The organism is Pseudomonas putida group bacterium ESBL64, from assembly GCF_045277175.1.
In the GTDB taxonomy this organism is placed as follows: Bacteria; Pseudomonadota; Gammaproteobacteria; order Pseudomonadales; family Pseudomonadaceae; genus Aquipseudomonas; species Aquipseudomonas alloputida.
Window position 1 is genome coordinate 14,975 of the sequence record NZ_CP145799.1, and the last position, 19,344, is coordinate 34,318.

Annotated in this window: 18 protein-coding genes and 2 pseudogenes; 11 read left to right on the forward strand and 9 right to left on the reverse strand. The window is 63.4% G+C overall.

The window, feature by feature from the left end; all coding sequences use genetic code 11:
• Positions 1-6: 6 nt before the first annotated feature.
• Entirely contained in the window at positions 7-384 is a 378-nt protein-coding gene (locus tag V6093_RS00065) for a RidA family protein (protein ID WP_003250199.1), read from the forward strand.
• Positions 385-496: 112 nt separating this feature from the next.
• Positions 497-1,561, forward strand: a complete 1,065-nt coding sequence (locus tag V6093_RS00070; protein ID WP_274082909.1) for a hypothetical protein — start codon at positions 497-499, stop codon at positions 1,559-1,561.
• A gap of 53 nt (positions 1,562-1,614) precedes the next feature.
• Here V6093_RS00070 and V6093_RS00075 read toward each other — a convergent pair whose 3' ends face one another.
• The 3 genes and pseudogenes from V6093_RS00075 to V6093_RS00085 form a co-directional block, all read right to left on the reverse strand.
• The gene (locus V6093_RS00075; protein ID WP_370290711.1) at positions 1,615-2,355 is read right to left on the reverse strand and encodes a methyl-accepting chemotaxis protein; all 741 of its coding nucleotides are present in this window, start codon (positions 2,353-2,355) and stop codon (positions 1,615-1,617) included.
• A 114-nt stretch (positions 2,356-2,469) separates the two neighbouring features.
• Positions 2,470-3,546, reverse strand: a pseudogene (mcpA, locus tag V6093_RS00080) (methyl-accepting chemotaxis protein McpA); the annotation flags it as partial.
• Positions 3,547-3,643: 97 nt separating this feature from the next.
• A complete protein-coding gene (locus tag V6093_RS00085; RefSeq protein WP_047604077.1) occupies positions 3,644-4,522 on the reverse strand; it encodes a LysR family transcriptional regulator in 879 nt (292 codons plus the stop codon).
• 100 nt (positions 4,523-4,622) lie between these two features.
• Here V6093_RS00085 and V6093_RS00090 point away from each other — a divergent pair, with 100 nt between their 5' ends.
• Positions 4,623-5,051 carry a PACE efflux transporter gene (locus tag V6093_RS00090; protein WP_003250207.1) on the forward strand — a complete coding sequence of 143 codons (429 nt, stop codon included), beginning with the start codon at positions 4,623-4,625 and terminating at the stop codon, positions 5,049-5,051.
• Positions 5,052-5,090: 39 nt separating this feature from the next.
• On the opposite strand, the gene V6093_RS00095 is transcribed toward V6093_RS00090, so the two are convergent.
• From V6093_RS00095 to V6093_RS00115, 5 genes are all read right to left on the reverse strand, one after another.
• On the reverse strand, positions 5,091-6,140 hold the full coding sequence (locus V6093_RS00095; protein ID WP_047604075.1) for a hypothetical protein: 1,050 nt from the start codon (positions 6,138-6,140) through the stop codon (positions 5,091-5,093).
• A 152-nt stretch (positions 6,141-6,292) separates the two neighbouring features.
• A complete protein-coding gene (locus V6093_RS00100) occupies positions 6,293-6,961 on the reverse strand; it encodes a GntR family transcriptional regulator (protein ID WP_003250210.1) in 669 nt (222 codons plus the stop codon).
• Positions 6,962-6,977: 16 nt separating this feature from the next.
• Complete coding sequence (locus tag V6093_RS00105; RefSeq protein ID WP_003250211.1) at positions 6,978-7,676, reverse strand: FadR/GntR family transcriptional regulator; 699 nt, start codon at positions 7,674-7,676, stop codon at positions 6,978-6,980.
• A gap of 44 nt (positions 7,677-7,720) precedes the next feature.
• Positions 7,721-9,031 (reverse strand): C4-dicarboxylate transporter DctA, encoded by a 1,311-nt coding sequence (locus tag V6093_RS00110; RefSeq protein ID WP_012053078.1) that lies wholly within the window; start codon positions 9,029-9,031, stop codon positions 7,721-7,723.
• 227 nt (positions 9,032-9,258) lie between these two features.
• On the reverse strand, positions 9,259-9,573 hold the full coding sequence (locus V6093_RS00115) for a helix-turn-helix domain-containing protein (RefSeq protein ID WP_003250216.1): 315 nt from the start codon (positions 9,571-9,573) through the stop codon (positions 9,259-9,261).
• Between the two features lie 266 nt (positions 9,574-9,839).
• Between V6093_RS00115 and V6093_RS00120 the strand changes: the two are divergent.
• The 3 genes and pseudogenes from V6093_RS00120 to V6093_RS00130 form a co-directional block, all read left to right on the forward strand.
• Positions 9,840-10,169, forward strand: a pseudogene (locus tag V6093_RS00120) (PAS domain-containing protein); the annotation flags it as partial.
• Between the two features lie 159 nt (positions 10,170-10,328).
• Positions 10,329-11,405 carry a methyl-accepting chemotaxis protein gene (locus V6093_RS00125; protein WP_370626957.1) on the forward strand — a complete coding sequence of 359 codons (1,077 nt, stop codon included), beginning with the start codon at positions 10,329-10,331 and terminating at the stop codon, positions 11,403-11,405.
• A 13-nt stretch (positions 11,406-11,418) separates the two neighbouring features.
• Positions 11,419-13,107 (forward strand): bifunctional diguanylate cyclase/phosphodiesterase, encoded by a 1,689-nt coding sequence (locus tag V6093_RS00130; RefSeq protein ID WP_003250219.1) that lies wholly within the window; start codon positions 11,419-11,421, stop codon positions 13,105-13,107.
• A gap of 106 nt (positions 13,108-13,213) precedes the next feature.
• Here the strand turns inward: V6093_RS00130 and V6093_RS00135 are convergent, their stop codons facing one another.
• Complete coding sequence (locus V6093_RS00135) at positions 13,214-14,962, reverse strand: sigma-54-dependent Fis family transcriptional regulator (RefSeq protein WP_265978284.1); 1,749 nt, start codon at positions 14,960-14,962, stop codon at positions 13,214-13,216.
• A gap of 223 nt (positions 14,963-15,185) precedes the next feature.
• On the opposite strand from V6093_RS00135, the gene V6093_RS00140 reads away from it, so the two are divergent.
• Genes V6093_RS00140 through V6093_RS00160 form a run of 5 tightly spaced genes read left to right on the forward strand, consistent with a single transcriptional unit; the run spans position 15,186 to position 19,329 of the window.
• Complete coding sequence (locus tag V6093_RS00140) at positions 15,186-16,280, forward strand: ABC transporter ATP-binding protein (protein WP_129933830.1); 1,095 nt, start codon at positions 15,186-15,188, stop codon at positions 16,278-16,280.
• Entirely contained in the window at positions 16,280-17,377 is a 1,098-nt protein-coding gene (locus V6093_RS00145) for an ABC transporter ATP-binding protein (protein WP_265978290.1), read from the forward strand. The genes V6093_RS00140 and V6093_RS00145 overlap by 1 nt, the downstream gene beginning before the upstream one ends.
• The gene (locus tag V6093_RS00150) at positions 17,374-18,240 is read left to right on the forward strand and encodes a carbohydrate ABC transporter permease (RefSeq protein WP_003250226.1); all 867 of its coding nucleotides are present in this window, start codon (positions 17,374-17,376) and stop codon (positions 18,238-18,240) included. Before V6093_RS00145 ends, V6093_RS00150 begins: the two co-directional genes overlap by 4 nt.
• 3 nt (positions 18,241-18,243) lie before the next feature.
• Positions 18,244-19,044 carry a carbohydrate ABC transporter permease gene (locus V6093_RS00155; RefSeq protein WP_003250228.1) on the forward strand — a complete coding sequence of 267 codons (801 nt, stop codon included), beginning with the start codon at positions 18,244-18,246 and terminating at the stop codon, positions 19,042-19,044.
• Positions 19,045-19,056: 12 nt separating this feature from the next.
• On the forward strand, positions 19,057-19,329 hold the full coding sequence (locus V6093_RS00160; protein WP_047604073.1) for a DUF2160 domain-containing protein: 273 nt from the start codon (positions 19,057-19,059) through the stop codon (positions 19,327-19,329).
• Positions 19,330-19,344 lie beyond the last annotated feature (15 nt).

The following is a 19,344-nucleotide window of genomic DNA, read 5'->3' on the forward strand; positions in this document are numbered from 1 at the left end:
CATCCCATGAGCAATGACATTCAGCGTTTCCCCAGCAGCTTGCCGTTCCCGTTTTCCCGCGCCGTAAAGGCCGGTGGCTTTCTGTTCCTCTCCGGGCAGGTGCCGATGAGCGCTGGCGGCGAAGTGGTGCGCGGTGATATCCAGACCCAGACCCGTGCTGCCTGCGAGCGCATCGCCGAAAGCCTGGAGGCCTGTGGCGCGCGTCTCGACCAGGTGGTGAAGGCCACGGTCTGGCTGTCGGACATGCGCCATTTCGCCGGCTTCAACGAGGTGTACAAGGCGTTCTTCGGCGCGGCGCTACCGGTGCGTTCCACCGTGGCTTCGGCGTTGGCCCTGGGCGTGGATGTGGAGATAGAAGTGCAGGCGTTCGTCGGCGACGCCTGACAGGGCAAAGAGCCCGTGTAGAGGCGGCCTTGTGTCGCGATGGGCTGCAAGGCCGCCCCTACAACCGGTATGCGACGGCGATGACAAAACAACAATAAATCCAGAGGTTCACATGCAAGAGCAGCTGAAGATCGCCGGCGCATTTGTCGGCGTGATCGTGGGGGCGGGGTTCGCTTCAGGGCGGGAACTGTTGTTGTTCTTTGTCGATTTCGGCGTGTGGGGGTTGGCTGGCGCGTTGGTCAGCGCCGCCTTGTTCACCTTCCTCGGCATGGCGTTGGCGGGGCTGGGCAATCGCCAGCAGGCCACCTCGCACAAGGATGTGATCCTGGCCATCTGCGGCCGTCACCTGGGCATGTTCGTCGACTGGTTGATCACCTTTTTCATGTTCGCCGTCACCGTGGTCATGCTGGCCGGTGGTGGTGCCTTGCTGGAGCAGCAGTTCGGCATCCCGGCCCTGACCGGCAGCGTGCTGGTGACGCTGGTGGTAGTCGGTATCGTGTGCCTGGACGTGCGCAAGATGATACTTGCAATTGGCGCCATCACACCCTTGCTGATCCTGGTGGCTTCGGCAATAGCGCTGTATGCCGTGATCACCCGCGAGCAGAGCTTTGCTGTGCTCGATCAGGTGGCCAGCCAGCAACAGGCCGGCACCCGCCATTGGCTGCTGGGGGCGTTCTTGTATGTGTCGTATAACATCGTCGCGGGTGCGCCGATCCTGGCCATTCTGGGCGGTTCGGCCAAGGGCGAGAAAGCCGCGGTGTGGGGAGGCCTGCTCGGTGGTGCGGCGCTAGGCGGCCTGATGCTGGTGATGAGTGCAGGACTGCTGTCGCGCCTGGACAGTGTGGCCGACCAGCCGATGCCGATGCTGTCGATTGCCAACGAAGTGTCACCACTGCTGGGGCTGGTGATGTGCCTGATCATCTTCGGCATGATCGTCAACACCGCGGTGGGCACGCTGTTTTCCTTCCTCTCGCGGCTGTTACCGGCGGGCACGACGAAGTTCCGCTGGGGCTCGGTGGTGACCGGGGTGGTGGCGTTCGGCTGTAGCCTGGTGGGGTTCATCAGCCTGGTGGGTGAGGTGTACCCGTTCTTCGGTTACTTGGGCTTTGTGCTGATGACGGCGGTATTGCTGGCCTGGGTACGGCGGGGCAGGGCTGCGAAGGCGGTGGCTGCATAAGGGGCTGGTACAGGCGACAACAGGCATAGGCCGTTGCCGCCTGAACCCGGCGTTTAAATCCTGAAGCTGCCCACCAACTGCTTCAAACGCCCAGCCTGCTGGGCCAGCTGGTCGCAATGGCGCAGGGTCTCGTTGAGGTTCTCCACCCCTTGCTGGTTCAGGGCGTTGATCTGGGTGATGTCCAGGTTGAGGCTTTCGACCACGGCGGTCTGTTCTTCGGTCGCTGTCGCCACCGACTGGTTCATGCCATCGATTTCGCCAATGCGCTGGGTCACGCTGGCCAGGCGTTCGCCGGCCTGGTTGGCCACCTGTACGGTCTGCTCGCTGGAGACTTGGCTGGTGTTCATGGTATGCACCGCTTCGCGCGAGCCCACCTGCAGGCTGGTGATCATGCGGTGGATTTCTTCCGCCGACTCCTGGGTACGGTGCGCCAGGTTGCGCACCTCGTCGGCCACCACGGCAAAGCCACGGCCGGCCTCACCGGCACGGGCCGCTTCGATGGCGGCGTTCAGTGCCAGCAGGTTGGTCTGCTGGGAAATGCCCTTGATCACATCGAGGATCTTGCCGATTTCGTCGGTGCTGGCGTTGAGCGTTTCGATCTGCGCGCACGACTCGCTGATCCGTTGCGACAGGGCAGTCATGGCGCTGATGGCTTCTTCAACCACTTCACGGCCACCGTGCGCCTGTTCGCTGGCACCGCTGGCATGTTGCGAAGCATCTGCGGCGTTGCGGGCGATTTCCTGGGTGGCGGCGCCCAGTTCGTTGATGGCCGCAGCGACGCTGTTGGTGCGCATGCTCTGTTCTTCAGAACCGCTGATCGACGCATTGGACGCACTGACCACTTTTTCCGAAAGATCATGCACCAGGCGGGTGGCCGAGGACACTTCGCTGATCGAGGCATGGATACGCTCGACAAAGCGGTTGAACGAGGTAGCCAGTTCGCCGAACTCGTCCTTGTTCTGCACGGCCAGGCGGCGGGTAAGGTCACCTTCACCCTCGGCGATGTCGCGCATGGCGCGGCCCATGGTGGTCAGCGGGCTCATCAGCACCGGAATCAGCAGGCCGAGCAGGCCGGCGATGGCGGCCACGGCAATCAGCATGGCAATGATCGCCGAGGTGCGGAACTGGCTGAGCGCGGCATAGGCCTTGTCCCTGTCGATCGACAGCCCGATGTACCACTGCGCCGAAGGCAGGCCGGCCACCGGGGCGAACGAGATGATGCGGTCCTGGCCGTTGAGGGTGACATCCTGCATGCCGGCGGCAACCCGCAGGTTGCTGCCTGGGTAGATGTCCTTGAGGTTCTTCATCACCTGGTCTTTGTTCGGGCTGACGATCACCTGGCCATTGGCGTCGGCCAGGAAGGCGTGACCGATGCCGCCGAAGTCGACCGAGTTGATGATCTCGACGAGGGTGTCGAGGGTAACGTCACCGCCGACCACACCGATCAGTTCGCCATTGCGCTTGCTCTTCACCGGCGTGGCGATGGTCACCATCAGGCCACCGACTGCCCCCTGGTACGGGGCGGTCAGCACGGTCTGCCCGGCGTTGGCGGCGGCGCCATACCAAGGGCGCTGGCGCGGGTCGTAACCGGCGGGCATCTGGGCATCCGGGCGCTGGGTGAATTCGCCGTTGGCCTGGCCCAGGTAGGTGAACAGGAAATTACGCGTGTAGGACGGCTGCTCGATCAGCCCTGCCAAGGTGTCGCCGGCGCCTTGCTGGCCGATGTCCTGGGCCAGGTTCTCCAGCACCAGAATGCGCCCGCTCATCCAGTTCTGCACACTGCTGGCGGTCAGTGCACCGGACTGCTGCACCGAGGCTTCGATATTCTGGCGGATGGTATTGCGTTGCAGGTAGTCGTTGTAGAGCGTGAACAGGGCAAATGCCAGGACCACGACGCCGCAGGCGCTGAGCAGGATCTTGTGGCGAAATTTCAGGTTCATGTTTCGAGACCTTGAGCCAATGAGGGGAGGGCGCAGCGCGCTCATGACGCGATGCGGGGCCTGTCGACCGAGATATCGGCTCGAGGGGTAAAAGATTGAAGTGCTTAGAGAAATTTCTTACAGGCGTTTCGACGGACGGCAGTCACGGGTCAGCCAACTGCTCGATCAGCAGGCGTGCGGCTTGCTGCAGCGGCTGTTGTTTGCGCCACAGGATATGCACGGGCAGTTGCAACGCGTTGTGTGTATTGCGGAACTCCAGGCGCACCAGACGCCCGCTGGCCAGCAGCGGCGCGACCCGCGACAACGGCAGATCACCCCAGCCCAAGCCAGCTTCAACCATCTGCAGCGCCAGGTCGAAGCTGTCGGTGGACCAGTGTGTGGCGCCGATCAGCGGGCGAGGGTCAGCCAGTGGCAGATCGCGGCTGCGCACCAGAATCTGACGCACCTGGGTCAGGTCCTCAAGGTAGTGGATACGTCCCTCACGCAAGGCCGGGTGGGCCGGCGACAGGGTGGCTACCAGCGACTCCATGCCGATGTGCTGGAAGCCGCGGCGGGCATCGACCTGCAGGCCGGCAAAGGCTACGCAGAGGTCGGCACGACCGCTGTCCAGCAAGTGCAGGGCTTCTTCCTGCGGGGCGCTGACCAGGGCAATGTCCAGCAAGGGGTGGCGCTCACCGAGGTTGGCGATGGCCGCCAGCAGCGGGCGGTGATCGATGTCGGGTACCACCGCCAGGGTCAGGCTGCTCTCCAGCCCTTGGGACAACTCCAGGGCATGAACCTGTAGCAGCCCGAGTTGTTCGGCAATCAGCCTGGCGTGTGGCTCCAGGGCCAAGGCCTGTGCGGTTGGGCGAACTTCACGCGGGCCACGTTCGAACAGGCTGTAGCCAAGTTCTGCTTCAAGGTTGCCAATGGCCATGCTCACGGCTGAAGGCACGCGCTTGAGGGCACGCGCAGCGGAAGAAAACGAACCGTGGTCGAGCACGGCCAGAAACAGCTGGATGTTGTCGCTGGAAAAGTTCATGGCAGCCTCCTGTCAGTTGATCTGACAGCTGCTGACTTTTGCTGTCAAGTGCGTTGAAGCATGATCGCCCCGTCGCTATTTGTCTTTGGAGGTAACCTGGGTGCAGGGATTGAAACGCAAGCTGGTCTACGTGACTTTCTATGAACTGATCGGGCTGTGCATGTCGACCCTCGGGCTGGCCTACCTGTCAGATACGCAGGCGTCGCATACCGGGCCGCTGGCGGTGATGATCACCACCATCGCCATGCTCTGGAACCTGATCTACAACACCCTGTTCGAGTACTGGGAGAGCCGCCAGGCCAAGCGGGGACGCAGCGTGGCACGGCGGGTGGTGCATGCCATCGGCTTCCAGTTGACCCTGGTGGTTTACTTGATTCCGCTGATTGCCTGGTGGCTGGACATGACATTGCTGGAGGCGCTGCTGGTGGATATGGCGTTCATCATCCTGGTGCCGTGCTACACCTTTGCCTACAACTGGGCGTTTGATCGTGTGTTTGGCTTGCCAAGCGCTGCCCTTGCCACAGCTTGATACAGCCTTGCGCTGCGAAAACGCCGGCACAGGCCGCCACTAAGGTGGCAGGCGAATGATCAAAGGCGCCTGCTGCTGCTCGACCTGCTGCTCCACCGGCCGCGGCGCACTGGCCAGCAAGCTGTCCTCAACCTGCCCCGACAGGTAATAGACCCCCGCCATGGCCCCGCTCTGGCGGTTCTCCATCAACTCCTGCCATTCCTGGTTCAACGCCACGTTCAGGATCACCCGCAGCTGTTCGACCATCTGCGGGTGATCACGGTCATGGGTCATCATCCCGTAACCGGCTGCAGCAATCGAAATCATCGCCCCTGCCACCTTGCCCACTGCCGATGCCACGGCACTGGCGATACCGCGTGGGGCCAGGGTGGCGCCAAGCTTTTCGCTGGCCTGGGTGGCCACCGAGTTGAGCCCGACATCGGTCCTGCCAGGGCCTTTGCTGGCCTGTTGATGCAAGTGCTGGCGCATGGCTTGCCAGGCCGGTTGCTGGTCCAGTGACTTGGCCCGCAGCAGCTGATACAGGCTGGCATTGCGCGCATCCGGTGGCCCCAGGGCGATGGCGGGGATACGGTTGAGGCGCTGGCTGAACTGCTCGGGCGGCGCGTTGTAACGGCTGATGATGGCCGGCAGTTGCTGGCCGAGCAGTTGCAGGTACAGTTCGCAGGCGCGGTCGCGGATGCCCTCGGGGTTGATCTGCTCGGCTACCGGCTCAATCACCCGCGCGTGATACTGCTCCTGCAGGTACAGGGCCAGGCGTTTTTCTGCCGGTTCCCGCCCCTCGCCACTGTCGAGCTTGTACCAGGCCACCTTGAGGGTTAGCCACTGCTGGGTCCAGTAACCCGTGAACCAGGGGATGAAGTCGCTTTCGGTGCGTTGCTGCACTTGCTCCTTCCACACCCGCATGGAGCGCCGGGCATAGTCGTTGGCCGAGCCGGCGGCACCGACCGAGGCATCGATCAGTTCCTGGTCGATGCGTTGCCAGGCCGCGGGGGTGAGTATTGTGGGCGGCGGCGGGGCAGGGGGGCGCTTGCTCGCACAACCGCCGAGGGCCAGCAGAAGGCAGAGCAACAGGAGGACTCGAGAACTCACGCGACCGCCTCCCTGGTAGAGGCTGGGGGGGTTCTCGAAGTATAGGGTGGGGTTATTGGGGCTGCTGTGCAGCCCATCGCCCGCATCCGCTCTGATGCAGATGGTTGCGTGAGCGCGGCCTGCGTGGGAGCGATCGCGTCCGTTTGGTCGGGTTATTCCAGGTCGAGCTTTTCTTCCAAACGGTCAAGGTGCCTGTGCATCAACCCCAGCGCCGCTTCGGCATCACCTTGCTCCACGGCATCGATGATTGCCGCATGCTCTTCCCACGCGCAGTGATCGCAGCACGGCGTTTCGTAGCGAGCGATGATCAGCGAGGTCATCGGCACCAGCCCATTGAGAAATCGCGCCAGTGGTGCATTGGCCGCCACCTGCGCCAGTTTCAGGTGGAACTCGCCGCCCAGGCGGATCGCTGCGCAGCGTTCGCCACGCTCATGGTGCTGGCGCTCGCGCTCCACCAGTTGCCGTAGCTGGCGTACCTGCGCCGGCCGGGCGCGTTGCGCGGCCAGGGTGATCAGCGTGGTTTCCGCCAGGCGACGGGCACTGAGCACCTGACGTGCCTGGTCTGGGTCGGGTGCAGCCAGATGTGCGGTGTGGCTGGGGCGCTGTACCACTACCTGCTGGTCGGACAGGCGCCCCAGCACGCGGCGGATCACCGTGCGGCTGACACCAAAGGCATGGCCCAGCGCCTGTTCGGGCAACAGACTGCCCGGCGGCAGGCGCTGTTCGAGAATGGCGTCGAACAGCCGCGGATAAATCTGCTCGGCCGACAGGCGGGTTTCGCCGGCCGCGAGCAGGGCAGGCAAGTGGGGGGCGGCGTTCATGGGCACTCTCCTGAGGTCATGGATGTGGATGTTCGTCCGGGATATTCAGCGCGATGCCCATGCGCAGCCCTTCGGCCACGATGTGCTGACGCATCTGGGCACTGGCCTGGGCGCTGCTGCGTTCGCGAATGGCGCGCACCACCGCTTCGTTTTCCTTCAGCCGCGCGGCCAGGTGCTCTGGCGAGTTGCGCAGCATGTCGGCGCTTTGCTTCAGGGCATTGCCGGTCTGCTGCACCACGCTCTGGAAAATCGGGTTGGTGGTCAGGGCGAACAGCGCCTCATGGAAGGCAATGTAGGCTTTGACCCCGGCCTCGCTGTCATCGGCCTCCAGCGCTTCGCGCATGTCCATCAGGGTCAGGCGCAACTGGCCGATGTCCTGGCTGTTGGCCGACTGCGCCACCAGGCCGACGATGAACGGTTCGAGTGTGTAGCGCAGTTCCAGCACGTCGGCCAGGCTGGCCGCTGCGCTGGTTTCCACGCCCGACGCCTGGGCATCGGCATCCAGCACCAATACGCCCTTGCCGGGTAGCGAGCGCACCAGGCCCAGTGTTTCCAGCACGGTTACCGCTTCGCGCAGGCTGGGGCGGCTGATGCCCAGTTGTTCGGCCAGTTCGCGCTGGCCTGGCAGCATGTCGCCAGTGCGCCATTGGCCGCGGGCCAGGGCCTGGCGGAGTTTTTCCACCACTGAGTTGACGACGGTTGATGAGCTGATCACGTTTCGCTCCTGGAAGGGCCGGCATCAATGCCGGCCACGTTCGCTCAGAATTCCTGTTGATGGGCGTTGGGTTGCTTGCGTGGCGTGGGGGCAAAGCCAGGCTTGCCGTCGAGCACGTTCTGCGCACGCTCCAGGTCAATGTCCTTCTCCCAACGGGCAATGGCCACGGTGGCCACGCAGTTGCCGATCAGGTTGGTCAACGCCCGGCCGATACCCATGAACCAGTCCACCGCCAGCACCAGTACCAGGCCTACCACAGGGATCGCCGGTACCGCAGTCAGGGTGGCGGCAAGAATCACCAGTGCCGAGCCTGGGATGCCGTGAGCCCCCTTGGAAGTCACCAACGACACCAGCAGGATGGTCAGCAGGTCGGTCATTTCCAGTGGCGTGCCGGTGGCGTTGGCGATGAACACGATCGCCAGGGTGAGGTAGATGGAAAAACCATCGAGGTTGAACGAGTAGCCGGTAGGGATCACCAGGCCGACCGTCGAACTGCCGATGCCCAGGTGCTCAAGCTTGCGCATGATCTGTGGCAGCACGGCGTCGGAAGAGGCGGTGCCCAGGACGATGGTCAGCTCTTCACGCAGGTATTTGATCAACGGCAGCAGCTTCAGGCCCGACAGGCGCATGACGGTGCCCAGCACGATCAGCACGAAGCCGGCACAGGTCAGGTAGAACAGCGCCACCAGCCCGCCCAGGTGCTGCAGCGACGCCAGGCCGTACTTGCTGGTGGTGAAGGCAATGGCGCCGAACACGCCGATCGGCGCCAGGCGCACGATCATGCCCATGATGCGGAAGATCACATGGCTCAGTTCGTTGATCAGTCGCGAAATGCCGGCGGCCGAGTCACCCACCAGGTTCAGCGCGCTGCCGAACAGCACCGAGAACAGCAGCACCTGAAGAATGTTGTTGTCGGCGAAGGCACCGATCACCGAGGTGGGGATCAGGTCCATGAAGAACGCCGTGGCGCCATGGATGTGCTGGCCGCGCTCGGCCAAGCCGTTGGCATCGGCGGCGGACAGTTGATCCAGGTGAATATTGGCACCGCTGCCAATGCCACTGGTGAAGGCGAACACCAGGCCGATCACCAGCGCCAGGGTCGTCAGCACTTCGAAGTAGATCACCGACTTCAGGCCGATGCGGCCGACCTTTTTCAGGTCACCCGCACCCGAAATGCCGCTGACCACCACGCAGAACACGATCAGGCCGATGAGCATCTTGATCAGCTTGATGAAGCCGTCGCCGAGGGGTTTGAGTTGCAGGGAGAGGTCGGGGAAGCTCAGACCGCAGGCGATGCCGAGGGCAAGGCCGAGTACGACTTGCAGGAAAATCGAACGCGAGCACCATTTGAGCATGGGAGGAGTCTCTGATCGGTGTCCTTGCTTCGGTAGCCGCACGGGGCGAAAGAGCGCAGGACTTAATTATTGTGGTCTTACCGGTTTGTTCAGCGCGAGGCCATAAAAGCGCGAAAAATACCTGATTGCAAGGTTTTTTGGCCTTACCGGTCTGACCAGTTGTGGGGCAATCCAGCCTGCCATGCTCTAGTTCGGTGCGTGCCGTAAAAGGGGGCGCTTGAAATAGCTCAGGGCTTGGCCAGTGCCTGATCCACCGCTGCAATCAGCTTGCCAAGATCTTTGGGTGGGGCGTTGTGGATGACACCGAACAGGTAGGCGCGCTGCTCCTCTTCGTCGTCCGGTTCAGCGAAGAAGTCCTTGGGCTTGACGCCCAGCACCTGGGCAAACGCCATGATTGCATCGATGCTGGGGGTATAGGTGCTGGTTTCGAAACGGCTGATGGTCTTGGGGTCGAAGCCGGTTCGTTCAGCCAGTTGTGCCTGGGTCAGGCCCGCCAGCTTGCGGTAGCGGCGCAGGGCGATACCCAAAGCTGATCTCGTCATCGCTTAATTCCCATTTAGAATCAAGAACTTAACGATATCTATCAATGTGGCGCAACGCCATGATCGATCACCTTTGTTTTATTTATGTGATGAATTTCGTAGAATTCATGGCTTGACCGGTCAGTCATCGTCACCTTCCTTGTACCGTTCGGCCTCGTGCCGTAACGGCAGGAAGCGCTTTTGCCCATTGGAACGGATCCTCATGAATCGGTTCCGATGGCCGTCGATGTACTGGGTACCGGCTTGTCATCGAATGGAGTCTCATCGTGCGCCTCAACCTGCCGGTAACCCCGGTCGAGCAACGTTTCCCCCCCGATCAGCGGCTGATTTCTGCTACCGATACCGCCAGCCTGATCACCTACTGCAACCCTGAGTTTGCCGCCATCAGTGGCTACAGCGAGGCCGAACTGATCGGCAGCCCGCACAACCTGGTGCGCCACCCGGACATGCCGCCGGCGGTGTACGAGTTGATGTGGCGCTACCTGAAAGCCGGCAAGAGCTGGATGGGTATCGTCAAGAACCGCTGCCGTAACGGCGACTACTACTGGGTCAATGCCTACGTCACGCCCATCCTCGAAGGTGGGCGGGTAGTGGGTTACGAGTCGGTGCGCGTATGCCCCACGCGCGAGCAAGTAGCCCGTGCCGAAGCCCTCTATGCGCGGCTACGCAACGGTCAGGCGGCATTGTCGGCGCCGCGCCGTCTGAGCTTGCTGACGCAGGCCCTGGCCTTGCCACTGGCCGGTGGGCTGCTGGCGGTGGGGGCCAATCAGTTGTGGCCTGGCCTGGTGGGGCAGGGGCTGACCGTGGGGCTGTTCGTGGCCTGCGGTCTATGGGCGCGCAATGCCCTCGGGCGGCAGCTGCAGCAGATTGTGCAGGGTGCCGAAGGTGCCTTCGCCGACCCGGTTGCAGCCTTGACCTACAGCGACCTGTCGGGTGCTGCCGGGCAGTTGCAACTGATGCTGATCAGCGAAGAGGCACGCCTGAAAACCGCATTGACGCGGCTAAGCGATCTGGCCGGGCAAATGGCCGTGGCCGCTCGCGATGCCGGGCAGTTGTCGCGCAGCACCGAGGCGGCATTGCTGGAGCAGCGTGCCGAAACCGACCTGAGCGCCACTGCAATGAACCAGATGGCCGCCTCCATTGGCGAAGTCGCCAACCACGTGCAGTTGACCGCCGCCGAGGCACACACGGCGCACCTGCTGGCCGAGCAAGGTAGCCAGGTGGCCGATGCCAGCGGCACGGCCATTCGTAACCTGGCCAGCACTGTGACGCAGATCAACCAGGCGGTCAGCCACCTGGCGGGTCAGACCGGCGCCATCGCCGAGGCAGCCGGGATGATCCGCGGCATTGCCGAGCAAACCAACCTGCTGGCCCTCAACGCCGCCATCGAGGCTGCCCGTGCGGGCGAGCAGGGCCGGGGCTTTGCCGTGGTCGCCGACGAGGTCCGGGCATTGGCCGACAAGACCCGCCAGTCCACCCTGCACATCCAGGCCATCATCGATGCCCTGCGCAGTGGCGCCGAGGAAGCCGTGGCGATCGCCAGCCGAGGCATCGACGGTGCCGAGCAAGGCGTTGCCCAGGTGCAGGAAGCCCGACAGGCGCTGCATGGCATTCGTGACGCGGTACAGCGCATCAGCGACATGAGCCAGCAGATGGCCACCGCCTCGCAGCAGCAGTCGGCGGTGGCAGAAGATGTTTCGCGGCAGATCAACGGCGTAGCCGGTATCGCCCAGCACAGCGCCCACAGCGCCAACGCCGCCGCCTCGCGCGGTACCGAACTGGAACACGTGTGCGCCGGATTGCGCGCCCTGGTGGAGCGCTTCAACCGCTAAGGCAGGATGCTTTATGGATGATAACTATCGCGCGGCCGTGGACGCGGCCGCAATCTTTTCGGAAACCGACCTGCGTGGGAACATCACCTACGTCAATCAGCAGTTCTGCAGCATCTCGGGCTACAGCCGTGAAGAACTGTTGGGGGCCAACCACCGCATCCTCAATTCCGGGCTGCATGAACCGACGTTCTTTGTCGGCATGTGGCGGGCTTTGGTCGCCGGGCGGGTGTGGAAGGGCGAAATCTGCAACCGGTCCAAGGACGGTTCGTTGTACTGGGTCGACAGCACCATGGTGCCACTGGTCGATCCGCTGACAGGCCAGGTGCGCAAGTATGTGTCGATCCGCTTTGACGTCACGGAGAAGCGCCAGCTGCTGCATACCTTGCAGTGGCGGGTGGGTCACGATGTGCTCACCGGCCTGCCCAACCGCGCCTACCTGTCCGACCTGCTGAACCAGGCTCTGGCCTACTCGCGCCGCGAAGGCATCTCGCTGGCGGTGTGCATGCTCGACCTGGATGGTTTCAAGGCGGTCAACGACGGCTACGGGCATGCCGTGGGTGACCTGCTGCTGGTGGAAGTGGCGCAGCGCCTGAAGAGTATCCTGCGTGGTGGGGATGCCGTGGCGCGGCTGTCGGGCGACGAATTCGTGCTGATCCTGCGCGATGTCGATGATGAGCACCAGCTGCATGCAGCCCTGCAGCGGGTGTTGCGTGCCTTGGCGGCGCCCTGTGTGGTGCGTGAGCATACACTGTCGCTCAGCGCCAGTATCGGCGTGACCCTGTACCCGCAGGATGACGAAGATGCCGACACCCTGGTGCGCCACGCCGACCAGGCCATGTATGTGGCCAAGCAGCGCGGGCGCAACCGTTACCATCTGTTCGACGTGTCGCAGGAACAGGAGCTCAAGGCCACCCACCAGACCGTGGCGCGCGTGCGCCGGGCGCTGCGCAACGGTGAGCTGTGTCTTTACTACCAGCCCAAGGTCAACCTGCGCAGTGGCAAGGTACTGGGCTTCGAGGGCTTATTGCGCTGGCAGCGGCCAGGCCGTGGTGTGGTGCCGCCTGGCGATTTCCTGCCATGGGTAGAGCAGACCGACCTGATCGTCGAAATCGGCGAGTGGGTGATCGGGCAGGCGTTGAGCCAGTTGCAGGCCTGGCAGCGCCAAGGGCAGCCCTGGTCGCTGAGCGTGAATATCGCCGCGCGGCATTTGCAGCGCAATGACTTTGCCGAGCGCCTGCAGCAGCTGCTGGCAGCGTACCCGGCGGTGGACCCGGCACTGCTGGACCTGGAAATCGTCGAGTCGGTGGCCATCGACAACCTGCAGCATGTCAGCCGCTGCCTGGATGCCTGCCGTGCGCTGGGTGTGCGTTTCTCGCTGGACGATTTCGGCACCGGTTATTCGTCCTTGAGTTACCTGAAACGCTTGCCGACCCAGACGATCAAGATCGACCAGTCGTTCGTGCGTGACATCCTTCATGACCAGGACGACCTGGCGCTGACGGAGGCGGTGATCGGCCTGGCGCGGGCGTTTGGCCGCGAGGTGATTGCCGAGGGGCTGGAGAGTGTCGAGCACGGTCGGGTACTGATGGGCCTGGGCTGCGAGCTGGCGCAGGGTTACTGCATCGCCCGGCCGATGCCCGCCAGTGACGTGCAAGCCTGGGCACAGGCCTACCGGCAGCCAGTGCAGTGGCGTGACCCTTGAAGCTCATCAGCGGGCCGTGGTCTTGACCTGCACGGGGGCGCCACCTGCTGTCGATCAGGGGTGGCTTCGAAAACCTGCTGTGCGGCGCGCTTCAGGGTCAATCGATTCATCGCTCACGCAACCGCTTGTACAGTGTGGTGCGGCTGATACCCAGTTGGCGGGCCACCGCCGACAGGTTGCCATTGGCTTGCTCGACCAGGCTCTGCAGGTCCGTCTCTTCAGTCGCTATCGGCACCGGTGTTTTCGACTCGGCCAGAAAACCCGCTGGAAGGTGCTCGACGCCGACCGGCCCGTTGGCCGCCAGGGCCAACGCGACCTGTAGCACACTCACCAGTTCGCGCAGGTTGCCCGGCCAGGGGTGTTGATCGAACAGGTCGATTATGGCCGGGGGCAGCCGCGCAGGTTGCCCGGGCTCGCGGTAGCGGGCATGCACCTGCTCAATCAGCTGGCGCCGGTCAGCGCGTTCGCGCAGGGGAGGCAGCACCAGTGTCAGGCCGGCGATGCGGTAGTACAGGTCCTGGCGAAAGCGCCCGGCGCGCACTTCTTCGGCCAGGTTGCGATTGCTCGCCGACACCACGCGGATATCCACCGGCACCGGTTCGCCACTGCCCAGCGGCTGGATGCTGCGCGACTGCAGTACGCGCAGCAGGCGGGCCTGGGTGGGCAGTGGCATGTCGCCAATCTCATCCAGAAACAGGATGCCGTGGTCGGCCTTGCGGATCAGCCCTGGGTTGCCCTTGTGGTGGGCGCCGGTGAACGCGCCTTTGTCATAGCCGAACAGTTCCGACTCCACCAGTTCGGCCGGGATCGCCGCACAGTTTACGGCGACCAGCGGCTGCCTGGCGCGGCTGCTGGCCCGGTGCAGGGTGTCGACGAACACTTCTTTGCCTACGCCTGTTTCGCCCTCCACCAACACCGGGATGTCCTTCTCCAATAGCAGGCCGGCTTGTTTCAAGGCTTTTTCCAGGCGCGGCTCGGCGTTGCCGGCTTCGGGGCGTCGAATGGTTTCGCGTGGGGGGTGCCACTGGCAGTGAAAGCGGTTGCGCCCGGTGGCCTGCAGAGCGAAGGGCTGTTGTCGGGGATGGCTGAGCAGCTGTTGCAGGGGTAACTGGAACAGTTGCTCGATGTTTTGCTGCAGCGGGTTTACGCCGAGCAGGCTATCGGCCCGGTGATTGGCAGCCAACACCTGTCCGCGCTCATCGAACACCAGCAGGCCGGCCCAAGGGCTGTCGAGGTTGTCGGAGGCGCTGTTGAAGATCAGTTGTGCATGCTGGTCAGCATGTTCGGCGAGGATCAGGCGGTTTTCCAGGCTCTGGCCCATCATGCGCACCAGCCCAAGCGTCTGGCTGGCCGGCAGGTAGCCGTCGCTGGCTACGTCGAGCACTCCGACCAGCTGCCGTGCGGCGTCGAACAGGGGGGCGGCGGCGCTGGACATGTAGCGGTTCTGGCGCAGGAAGTGTTCGTCCTGGCCGACGTGAACCGCTTCGGCGCAAATCAGTGTGGTGCCCAGGGCATTGGTGCCGACGCCACGCTCGTGCCAATGGGCGCCGGCGCTGAAACCATGGTGCTGGCGCGGTTCGATGAAACGACGCGAGCCCCAGCTGTCGAGCAGGCAGCCACTGGCATCGGCCAGCATCACCAGGTAGCTGGCGTTACCCAAGAGGTGCGCATAGTGCGGTAGCACTTCCTCGCGGGTCAGGCGCAGCAGGTTTTGGCGCCGCTCCAGCAGGGCGCTGAGCTCGGCGCGGGACAGGCAGTCAAAGTCTGGCGCATGCTGCGGCTGCAGGCCGTGGGCGCGGCAGCGGTCCCAGGAAGCCTGGATCAGTTGGGTGTGGGTCGAAGTGGATGCGGCCACGGGCCTGTCCTGTGTGATTGTTGTCATGGGTCGACCGCCGTTCAGTGTTGTTCACGGCTGTTCATTGTCAAACTGGCCAGTGTCCAGTTGTGCAGTGATTGTGTTCACTTGCGAACCCGCGATTTGCCAGCGCTGCCACCCAGGCCCCGAACCAGAGCATCGGGCAAGGACTGGCACGGAACTGGCTGTACCCGGCAGACAACAATCACAAAAAGGCCACGCCATGTCCCTGGTGCTGGAGCAGGTCAGCCGTAGCGTCGACAACCAGCCGTGGATCGTCGATGCGTCACTGCGTTTCGAGCCCGGCTCGTTCAATGTGCTGCTGGGTCGCACCCTGGCCGGCAAGACCAGCCTGATGCGCCTGATGGCCGGGCTGGACCGTCCTGACCGGGGGCGGGTGCTGATGGATGGCCAGGACGTCACCGGTGTGCCGGTGCGTCAGCGCAATGTGTCGATGGTGTATCAGCAATTCATCAATTACCCGACCTTGAGCGTGTACGAAAACATCGCCTCGCCGCTGCGCCAGGCGCGCATGGCCGAGGACCAGATCCGACGGCGGGTGCAGGAAACTGCCGAGATGCTGCGCATCGAAACCTACCTGCAACGCCTGCCACTGGAGCTCTCCGGTGGCCAACAGCAACGCACGGCGATGGCCAGGGCACTGGTCAAGGATGCCTCGTTGATCCTCTTCGACGAGCCATTGGTCAACCTCGACTACAAGTTACGCGAAGGCCTGCGTCAGGAGCTGCGCGAGCTGTTCGCGGCGCGTCATTGCATTGCTGTGTACGCCACCACCGAGCCCAACGAGGCGCTGGCACTGGGCGGCACCACCACCCTTGTGCACGAAGGCCGTATCGTGCAGAGCGGGCCCACCGCCGAGGTCTATCAGCGCCCCAGCAGCGTGCTGGCTGCCGAGCTGTTTTCCGAGCCGCCGATCAACCTGGTGTCTGGCCGTATCACGGGTAACGAGGTGAGCCTGGCCCAGACCGTGCACTTTGCCCGCAATGCCGACCTGGAGCCGCTGGCCGAAGGTGACTACCGCTTCGGCGTGCGCCCCAGCCATATCGCGCTGGTGCCGGCCCATGACGATGACCTGGAGCTGGCGGTGCTGGTGGAGTTGGCCGAGATCAGTGGGTCAGAAACATTTCTGCATGTGCGCAACGAATACTGGCGCATGGTGCTGCACCTTCCCGGGGTGCACGAATACCAGGTGGACACGCCGATACGCGTGTTCATCCCCACGCACAAGCTGTTCGTTTTCGACAGCGCCGGGGTGTTGGTGCAGGCCCCGGGGCTGCGCCAGACGAGGAGAGGGTGATGGCCGAAATCCGCCTGCGCCAGCTGGCGCATAGTTACAGCCGCCAGCCCGCCAGCGAGGCAGACTATGCCCTGCACGCACTCGAACATGTGTGGGAGCAGGGCGGTGCCTATGCGTTGCTCGGGCCGTCGGGCTGCGGCAAGTCGACCTTGCTCAATATCATTTCCGGGCTGCTGACGCCGTCTCATGGCGAGGTGCTGTTCGACGGCAAGCCGGTCAACCAGCTGTCCCCGCAGGCGCGCAATATCGCCCAGGTGTTTCAGTTCCCGGTGGTGTACGACACCATGACGGTGTTCGACAACTTGGCCTTCCCCTTGCGCAACCAGGGGCTCGATGAAGCCCGGGTGCGTGCCCGGGTGGAAGAAATTGCCGAAGTGCTCGAGCTGACTGCCGTGTTGCGCAAGAAAGCACGCAACCTCACCGCCGATGAAAAGCAGAAAGTCTCCATGGGGCGTGGCCTGGTGCGCGATGACGTGTCGGCGATCCTGTTCGACGAGCCGCTGACGGTGATCGACCCGCATCTGAAGTGGAAGCTGCGGCGCAAGCTGAAGCAGATTCATGAGCAGTTCAATATCACCATGATCTACGTCACCCACGACCAGTTGGAGGCCTCCACCTTCGCCGACAAGATCGCGGTGATGCACGGCGGACGCATCGTCCAGTTCGGCACGCCGCGCGAGCTGTTCGAGCGACCGCGGCATACGTTCGTTGGTTATTTCATCGGTAGCCCGGGCATGAACTTGATCGACGTGCGTGCCGAGGCGGGCGCGGTGGTGTTCGGCGATGTCCAGTTGGTACTGCCCGATGGCTTGTGCGAGCGCCTGGCTGCATTGGCGGGCGGGCGGCTGCAGCTGGGCATTCGCCCGGAGTTCGTGCAGCTGTGGGACAGCCCGTTCGAGGGTGCCTACCCGGCACGGGTGCTGGACGTCGAAGACCTGGGTACCTATCGCATCGTCACCCTCGAACTGGGCGGTGTCGCGCTCAAGGCGAGGCTGGGCGAGGACCGCCCGTTGCCTGTGGACCAGGCCTGGGTCAGCCTGCCGGCGCAGTGGTTGATGCTGTATGTCGACGATGTGCTGCTGGAGACCGGGCCATGAACAACAAGGTGCCGAACAACAAGGCCTGGTGGCTGGTGCTGCCGGTGTTCCTGCTGGTCGCGTTCAGCGCGGTGGTGCCGATGATGACGGTGGTCAACTACTCGGTGCAAGACATCTTCGACCAGTCCAGCCGCTACTTCGTCGGTGCCGACTGGTACCGCCAGGTACTGCGCGACCCGGCGCTGCACGACGCATTGCTGCGCCAGTTCATTTACTCGGCCTGTGTACTGCTGATCGAAATTCCGTTGGGTATAGGCATCGCCCTGGCCATGCCAACCAAAGGCCGTATGGCCTCGGTGTGCCTGATCGTCATGGCTATCCCGTTGCTGATCCCGTGGAACGTGGTCGGCACTATCTGGCAGATTTTCGGCCGGGCCGACATTGGCCTGCTCGGCGCTTCCCTGGCCAAGCTCGGGGTCAGCTACAACTATGCCGGTGACCCATTCGACGCCTGGCTCACCGTGCTGGTGATGGATGTGTGGCACTGGACTTCGTTGGTGGCTTTGCTGTGCTATTCGGGGCTGCGTGCGATCCCCGACGTGTACTACCAGGCCGCGCGCATCGATCGGGCCTCGGGCTGGGCGGTGTTTCGCCATATCCAGCTGCCCAAGCTCAAGAACGTGCTGGTGATCGCGTTGATGCTGCGCTTCATGGACAGTTTCATGATCTACACCGAGCCGTTCGTGCTGACCGGCGGCGGGCCAGGCAATGCGACCACGTTCCTCAGCCAGACCCTCACGCGTATGGCCGTAGGGCAGTTCGACCTGGGGCCGGCGGCAGCGTTTTCACTGGTGTACTTCCTGATCATCCTGCTGGTGTCGTGGCTGTTCTACACCGCCATGACCCATGCCGACAAGGACTAGGCCATGAGCACACGCAAATCAATGGCCCTGCTGCTGTACTTCTTCTTCCTGCTGGTGCCGATCTACTGGTTGCTGAACATGTCGTTCAAGAGCAACGCCGAGATCCTTGGCGGCCTGACCCTGTGGCCGCAGGCGTTCACGCTCGACAACTACCGAGTGATCTTCACCGACGCCAGCTGGTACAGCGGCTACATCAACTCGCTGTACTACGTGTGCCTGAACACGCTGATTTCACTGCTCGTGGCGTTGCCCGCGGCCTATGCGTTCTCGCGCTACCGCTTTCTCGGCGACCGCCACCTGTTCTTCTGGCTGCTGACCAACCGCATGGCGCCACCGGCGGTGTTCCTGCTGCCGTTTTTCCAGTTGTACTCGTCGATCGGGCTGTTCGATACCCACATTGCCGTGGCGCTGGCCCATTGTCTGTTCAACGTACCGCTGGCGGTGTGGATCCTGGAGGGTTTCATGTCGGGCGTGCCAAGGGAAATCGACGAAACCGCCTACATCGACGGCTACAGTTTTCCGCGCTTCTTCGTGAAGATCTTCATACCGCTGATTGGCTCGGGCATCGGCGTCACGGCGTTTTTCTGTTTCATGTTCTCCTGGGTCGAGCTGCTGCTGGCGCGCACCCTGACCTCGGTGAATGCCAAGCCGATTGCCGCGGTGATGACCCGCACGGTGTCGGCATCGGGCATCGACTGGGGTGTGCTGGCGGCAGCGGGGGTGCTGACCATCTTGCCGGGCATGCTGGTGATCTGGTTCGTGCGCAATCATGTGGCCAAGGGCTTCGCCCTGGGCCGGGTGTGAGGAGGGCAACGCATGGAGTGGATGGCCTGGACCCTGCCGACAGCGCTGTTCTTCGCCGCTGTGGGCCTGTTGCTGCTGGGCATGACATTGCTTGAACTGCGTCGCCCCTGCGTAGAGCGACGGGGCTTTTTGCCGCTGGTCACCAGCCGTGGCGATCGTTTGTTCATCGGCCTGCTGGCCAGCGCCTACCTGCACCTGCTGGTGGTCGGTGTCAGCGACTGGCCATTGTGGGTGGCCTCGCTGCTGTCGCTGGCGTGGCTGGTGGTGGTGTTGCGCTGGGGCTGAGCAAGCGGCCCTGTG